Origin of the sequence: Segatella salivae DSM 15606, assembly GCF_000185845.1 — a bacterium.
Classification (GTDB): Bacteria; Bacteroidota; Bacteroidia; order Bacteroidales; family Bacteroidaceae; genus Prevotella; species Prevotella salivae.
In genome coordinates this window covers 3,173,971-3,180,194 of sequence record NZ_GL629647.1, presented here as the reverse complement: position 1 = coordinate 3,180,194, position 6,224 = coordinate 3,173,971, and the positions used below count along the sequence as shown (strand labels likewise).

Here is a 6,224-nt window from a genome sequence, read left to right as displayed (position 1 = left end):
TGTTGGGTACTGGTGTGAATGCTCAACAACGTGCCGTTGCGGTCCATCATTTGGACACGCCTTGGCGACCTTCGGACTTAGAGCAGCGTAACGGACGAGCTGTGCGCAAGGGAAACCTTATCGCCAAGGAGTTTGCGGACAACAAGGTTGATGTGATTATCTATGCCGTAGAGCGGTCACTGGACAGCTACAAGTTCAATCTGCTGCATAACAAGCAATTGTTTATCAATCAGTTGAAGACCAATACGCTCGGTAGTCGTACCATTGACGAGGGCTCGATGGATGAGGACAGCGGCATGAACTTCTCCGAATATGTAGCGGTGCTTTCAGGTAATACCGACCTTTTAGAGAAAGCAAGATTGGATAAGAAGATTGCCACCTTGGAATCAGAGCGCAAGAACTTCCTCCGGGAACGTGATGCAGCAACGGGCAAGTTGGCAGAGATTGAGAGTTCTGTATCCTTCCATACGGATAAAATCAAAGAGGCACAGTCAGACCTGGCTCTCTTTGAGCAGCGTGTAGAGCATGATACGGAGGGACTGCCCGTCAATAAACTGACAATCAAAGGTGTGGAAGACAGCACTGACATCAAGATCATTGCTGCACGTCTGCAAGAAATAGACGAGAAAGCTCGCACCAAGGGTGAATACAACAAAATCGGTGAGATTTATGGTTTTTCCATAATGGTCAAGACAGAGAGTACTTCCAAGGATTTGTTTGACTGTTCATTGAACCGCTTTTTTGTGAAAGGGCAGGAGAGTATCTACTATACCTATAATAACGGTAAGTTGGCAACAGACCCGAAACTTGCGTGTCAGAACTTCATTAACGCCTTGGAGCGTATTCCAAAGGTGATAGAGTCGCATGAAAAAGAAATGGCAAAGGTTGTTGCAAATAAAGATGTTTATACTAATATTGCTAACAGTTCTTGGAAGAAAGAGGACGAGCTCCGCTCACTTAAAAGTGAAGCTGCCGAGTTGGATAGAAAGATTGCGCTTACGCTTGCACCGCCAGAAGAACAAGAAGAAGAGGAAAAGGAAAATGAACAAAGCGGTTTATCACAAGAAATTAAGCAAGATTCAATAGAAGAGTCTCCCACACAAAAGGTAAAGACTCAATCTCCCACACATGCTCCAAAGGAAAGGTTTGAAAGTCATGATGATGTGATGAGTCGGATGATTATCTCTAAACCGAAATGGCGATAAAAAAGCGTCGAGCAAGAAGACCTGCTCGACGCTTTTGCTAACTACCGAATAATTATACATACGCAGTTTTTCTAATCCTATCCTGCAGTTCTGCTATACGCTTTAACAACTTATCAAAAGGAAGCGTGGAACCATAAAAGAAGTGCTTGCACATATTGTCATAATCTTTCTCCCACTCTACAATAGTTTCAGTTGGAGGGACAAACGAAATGGTACTCGGAGAATGTTTGTCGTAGTCCACATACTTTAACGCATAAAATGTACGGCGATGTTTAACGATGGCATCATATAGCTGACGATCGGCAATAGCATCTTGTCCATATATGGTATCCATAATTCGCTCAAGGTCGTATAAATGTCGACTCATACGTACATGTCTTGGATGCTCTTTTTGGAATTCTTCTGCCAGTAGAAAGATTTTTTCAAGAAATGTGCGAGTAGGCAGTACGGTTCTTATGACAGATGACATCTTATCTTCATCGGGGAAGCTTTCGCTTATCAATGATTGTATGTTACATTTCTCTGTAGGCTCATCCATGGAGAGACAACTTATTTCAATCTTCACACGGGCAGGGATATAATCTATCATATCCTTGATAATACTGTCATAATGCAAAAATATCACCGTAGGATCTTTATCACTATCAATAGGAATCAACTTTCCTTCTTGACTTTGCCGGTAAGTTACATTCTCAATTCGATAACCGGTAACTCCCATATTCTGAAGCTGCTTGTCTAATTGCTTCGACAAACTTTCATGTATAAAAGACCTTGATAATTTACGGAGTTTCTCACGCTGGCTCTTGCTTGTCTTGTCAATTCCAAAGAATGAACGGTGAATAGCCAAGTCTATGTCCTCTGAGAACCGTTCAATGAGGTTGAACCCTTTTGACAGTGAAGTGCCTCCTTTAAAAATAAGTGCGGGAGCACAAGAGCATTGGAACAGTGCATGCAGGGTTACTGTTACCCACCAATCTTTTTCTATTGCTGATTGATTGACCCCAGAGTGAGTTTCCTCTGTCTGTTGGAGCATTGCCAGCCGATCCTCCAACGTATTGTTTATCCAAAGTTTCATATTTTATTTAATCATAGGCTTGATAATCCTTTTCATCCATTCCGGCATTATCTGCACATCACTGATTAGAGCCTGTCTATCGGATTCTTTGATTACCAATCTTTGTATTTGCTCCAGTTCTTTTGGACTGACATTAGGCTCTCCCAGACATCTAAGGGCTTGAACAATTAAGGCTATAAGCTGTGTCTTATACGCAAAATTGCGAGGAACTCCACGCTTTAATATAACTTGTCGCTTCCCGATAGCCAGTTTCCGCGCACTTCCTGTAGTCAGGAACGAATACGACATTGGCACCTGAGTAGAAAGTCCCAAAGCATTCAATGCTGTCTCGCCAGATGGGAGTATCTGGGCTTTATCTCGTATGGAAATAGCCTTGACAATATGTTCTATTGATGGCATAATGGGGCCGAACCTGCTTATTCTAGGCTTCACATAAATGCCCGAGGAAATTCGCACGAGTTCTCCTTTTTCAGTTAAGTCCGTCAAAATACGACCAACTGACTCGGGATGATACTGCGGAAAATCATTTCTGAAGAAGATGGTGTCGTTCTCAGAAGATAGAATTTGTTGTCTAAGGGTCTGCTCATTCATACGCATGTTGGAAATTCTTCAAAAAATTCCAACGGCAAAGATAATGCATTTTCTGCATAAACCAAAAAATCCGGGAAGAAAAATCTATATTTAATCTTCCAGTTGATGGGAATATACTACCATTCTTCACGCTTTTGTACCATTTCATCTATCTCTTTCCGAAGAAACAGCAACCGACCATTAGCCTTGAGATAGGGGATTTTCCCAGCCCAGACCCAATTGTAAATCGTCTTCTGTTCCACTTTCAGAATCTTGGATACATCAATGATGTCCAAGTATTCTGGTTTCAAGGGCGGATGGACAGTCGTGTCAACGGATTGCTCTTGCAGGACAAGCAGGAGGTTGAGTTTGTCCTCGACACTCATCAGCTTATCAAACAATCGTTTCTGCCATGTATCTTCTGTATGATGTTCTAAGTACGACATAGTTCTCCTTTTTGATAGTTGCCATTGGTATCTTGTGCTAAGATACGTTGTTCTTTCATGTAGGCGATGTATTTCTTCGCAGTTCTGTCCTTGATTTCCATCTCCCGCATCAGAATCTCACAAAGTTCCTGATAAGTGAGCTTGAGGGAATTTCTGAAAGCTTCTTTTACAACGCCGATAAGTTCATCGGTCTTGCGCTTTTCCTTGTCTTCCTTGGACTTCTCACCACGATAAACGTGCATGTCTTCTTTCTTGTCCCAGCCGAAAAGCATCATCGGTACGTCCAACGGACTTCCGTCACGCACTTTCAACGCCTTTACGACCGAGTATTCAGGATTGTCGTCTTTCTCTATGGAAAGGATACCCGCCGCCTTACGTTGAAGTTCCGAGCCGATATGTCCCCGAAGTTTGATACCGTTCGGCACGAAGTGCAATACGCAGATAATACAAGTATTGTATATCCCAGCCAAGCGGTAAAGTTCGTCAACAATGGCTATACTTTCCGTTTCATCGTTCGCAGAACGTATCAGATCAGCAATACCATCAATGACAACGAGGTGTATTCCACCATGCTTGTGATGGAACAGGTCCATACTTTCACGGATAAGTTTCAAGCGGTCCTTACGAGAGAGTGAGGCAAGGTAGAGTGAATGGTAGAACTTCGGTACTGCCGTCAATGAAGCCCGGTGCAAAGTCTTGCCCAGATTCTTGTGGAGCTGTGCCTCAGACTGTTCTGTGTCATAGTGCAAGACAGCCAAGCCTTTGGGATTGGCAGTAATCTCCAATCCCAAGGTTTTCTCTATAGGCAGCCGTTCATTCCCCAAAGCTCCGGCAAGGATGGCTCCTACATAGTTGCTCTTGCCTGTACCCTCACCTCCGGTAATGCAGAACAGATTATCCTGCGTTCCCAAAGGGACACCATTCACTGCCACCACAGACTTAGAAATATCTGGTGGATTGTCGTAGTCAATTTCACAGGAGCGAAGCATCATCATGGTTTGGCTATATAGGTCTGTAAACATCTTGGCAAGCAGTTCTTTCAGTTCCTTCGCCCCGTTGCCTAAGGCAAAGAAATCAGAAATGTCCTTTTCCGTCTTGGTTCCACTAAGTGGGAGTGTAAGATTCAAAACCTTGTATTCTGCTAAATGTTCAGCTTGTCTATGCGCTTCCCGTACACCCGTCTCATCTGCATCATACAAGAGTATGATATGCCGAAAGCGAAGTCGAAGGCTCTCTATGATGCTTTCCGGTATTTGTGCCGTTTCACTGTTGAAGCAGATTGCATTGAACCCGTGCGCATACAACGAGAGCACATCTTTTTCCCCACCTGTAATGAAGAGCATATCTCCTTTGGTGGGAATCTGCTCCATGCCGAAACAATAGGTCATAGGCATCCGCCCACCATAGAGAAAGCGGATTTTCGGACTGTGAGGGCGATATATCTTGACATAGCCATTTCCAATATAGGCGAATATCGGTTCTGTCGGCGAACTGTGAAGCTCAAACTTCTTACCTTCAGCAGATACGCTCTCATACCGTTTAAGACTCCGTACCCGAAAAAGCCGAAGTGTATCTTCATGGATACCATAATGCGCCCAATAGTTCATCAGTCCATCGTCAAAAGGCTGTATCTCAAAACTGTATGGACGTTCTTCCGTACACTTGGTTATATCAGCCTTAGGAGTGGGGACGATAGTTTTTTTATATGATAAAGTGTTATGGTTGCTATGCTTTTCACCATCACATAAAGAATACAATCCAAGTTCTTGTACTATAGTTTCCAAGACTTCGGGAAAACTTGTTTTCAAGTTCAAGTTACGGAGGGTTGCCACAAACCAGAAGCAATCCCCTGAATAGGTGGTATCGCCATGATCATAGAATTTGTAAGAAGAAGTTTTCCTGTCGTAGTAGATATGGCAGGAAGCCCGTCTATCGTCATAAAAGGGGCTTCGGAAGTTGCGATGAAGGTTTACCTCAAAGCCGAGGAAATGGGAAAACACATTCAGACCTCCCTGTGTAAGCAAAAGAATCTGTTCCTTTTCTATCATAGTTGTCGGTTTTTAGGATTAAGACATGAACTCATGATGAGATTGTCCTTGAAACGGTTGAGCCGACCAAGAACCTCGTCGTTTCTCATGCCTGAGACACGGAGTCGGTTACATTTCGTGGCTATCACGATAGACTTGAAGAAGTAGCGTACATCGCCACCCTCCGTGTAGCGATACCGTACCAACTGTTTTTTGCGCCAGCGATAAAGGGTGGACTCTGAAACATTCAGAGTCCCGATAAGATCTTTGGTTGTCATCTCCAGCTCGTCATCAATGTCTTGAATAAGACGGGAGGTGCGCTCAACATACTGCTCAATACGATTGAGCTTGTCTATCAGTTCCTGATAGGCTTGGCTTTCTACTGCGATTATTTCCATCTTTTCAACTTGGTGCTTTTAATTGTTATATCCATCCCAGAATTTGCAAGGTATTGCATAAGAGAGTTGTAGGCTTCTTTTGTATACACCTCAACGTGTACTTCTGCAATAGATCTGGGAAGATCTTGTCCATTACTTGCGAGATATGCAAACATCTCATAAACATTTATCTCCAAAACAGTCGCATAGTTTACTATTTGGAGAAAATCCATTGTAATCTGACCAGACTCCCATCGGGATATTGTACTTTCATCAACTCCCAATTTCTCAGCTATATACGCCTGTTTTAGATGTTTGTTCAATCTCTCATTTCGAAGAAATTCCAGTAACTCTTTCATAAACATAAAGTTATAGAAACATCTTGGCATGAGCAACCCGTCACACGCAAGTTTATGTACCCTCTGCAAGTCGTCATGCACCAGATGCAATTTTTTGTTTGGTGGCGGATGCAAAGGGTATCTATATCACTCATAAGATAAATATAGTAAACTTATATAGAAATA

At 43.0% G+C, this 6,224-nt stretch carries 6 protein-coding genes and 1 pseudogene; 1 reads left to right on the top strand and 6 read right to left on the bottom strand.

Going from position 1 to position 6,224, the window contains the following annotated elements; genetic code table 11:
• Nucleotides 1–1,205: pseudogene (locus HMPREF9420_RS14315) on the top strand (helicase); the annotation flags it as partial.
• A 52-nt stretch (nt 1,206–1,257) separates the two neighbouring features.
• Here the strand turns inward: HMPREF9420_RS14315 and HMPREF9420_RS12395 are convergent.
• From HMPREF9420_RS12395 to HMPREF9420_RS12370, 6 genes are all read right to left on the bottom strand, one after another.
• Complete coding sequence (locus HMPREF9420_RS12395; RefSeq protein ID WP_007136077.1) at nt 1,258–2,280, bottom strand: nucleotidyl transferase AbiEii/AbiGii toxin family protein; 1,023 nt, start codon at nt 2,278–2,280, stop codon at nt 1,258–1,260.
• 3 nt (nt 2,281–2,283) lie between these two features.
• Nucleotides 2,284–2,871, bottom strand: coding sequence for a DUF6088 family protein (locus HMPREF9420_RS12390; protein WP_248628121.1), 588 nt, complete (start codon nt 2,869–2,871; stop codon nt 2,284–2,286).
• 116 nt (nt 2,872–2,987) lie between these two features.
• Nucleotides 2,988–3,296 (bottom strand): helix-turn-helix domain-containing protein, encoded by a 309-nt coding sequence (locus tag HMPREF9420_RS12385; protein ID WP_007136075.1) that lies wholly within the window; start codon nt 3,294–3,296, stop codon nt 2,988–2,990.
• Nucleotides 3,284–5,344 (bottom strand): bifunctional DNA primase/helicase, encoded by a 2,061-nt coding sequence (locus tag HMPREF9420_RS12380; RefSeq protein ID WP_007136074.1) that lies wholly within the window; start codon nt 5,342–5,344, stop codon nt 3,284–3,286. The genes HMPREF9420_RS12385 and HMPREF9420_RS12380 overlap by 13 nt, the downstream gene beginning before the upstream one ends.
• Complete coding sequence (locus HMPREF9420_RS12375) at nt 5,341–5,721, bottom strand: MerR family transcriptional regulator (protein WP_007136073.1); 381 nt, start codon at nt 5,719–5,721, stop codon at nt 5,341–5,343. Before HMPREF9420_RS12375 ends, HMPREF9420_RS12380 begins: the two co-directional genes overlap by 4 nt.
• The gene (locus HMPREF9420_RS12370) at nt 5,712–6,059 is read right to left on the bottom strand and encodes a helix-turn-helix domain-containing protein (RefSeq protein WP_036918067.1); all 348 of its coding nucleotides are present in this window, start codon (nt 6,057–6,059) and stop codon (nt 5,712–5,714) included. The genes HMPREF9420_RS12375 and HMPREF9420_RS12370 overlap by 10 nt, the downstream gene beginning before the upstream one ends.
• Nucleotides 6,060–6,224: the final 165 nt, after the last annotated feature.

Excerpts from the sequence above, each read along its gene's own strand:
- HMPREF9420_RS12395 (WP_007136077.1), bottom strand. The coding sequence starts at position 2,280 with ATGAAACTTTGGATAAACAATACGTTGGAGGATCGGCTGGCAATGCTC.
- HMPREF9420_RS12380 (WP_007136074.1), bottom strand. The coding sequence starts at position 5,344 with ATGATAGAAAAGGAACAGATTCTTTTGCTTACACAGGGAGGTCTGAAT.
- HMPREF9420_RS12390 (WP_248628121.1), bottom strand. The coding sequence starts at position 2,871 with ATGAATGAGCAGACCCTTAGACAACAAATTCTATCTTCTGAGAACGAC.
- HMPREF9420_RS12385 (WP_007136075.1), bottom strand. The coding sequence starts at position 3,296 with ATGTCGTACTTAGAACATCATACAGAAGATACATGGCAGAAACGATTG.
- HMPREF9420_RS12375 (WP_007136073.1), bottom strand. The coding sequence starts at position 5,721 with ATGGAAATAATCGCAGTAGAAAGCCAAGCCTATCAGGAACTGATAGAC.
- HMPREF9420_RS12370 (WP_036918067.1), bottom strand. The coding sequence starts at position 6,059 with ATGAAAGAGTTACTGGAATTTCTTCGAAATGAGAGATTGAACAAACAT.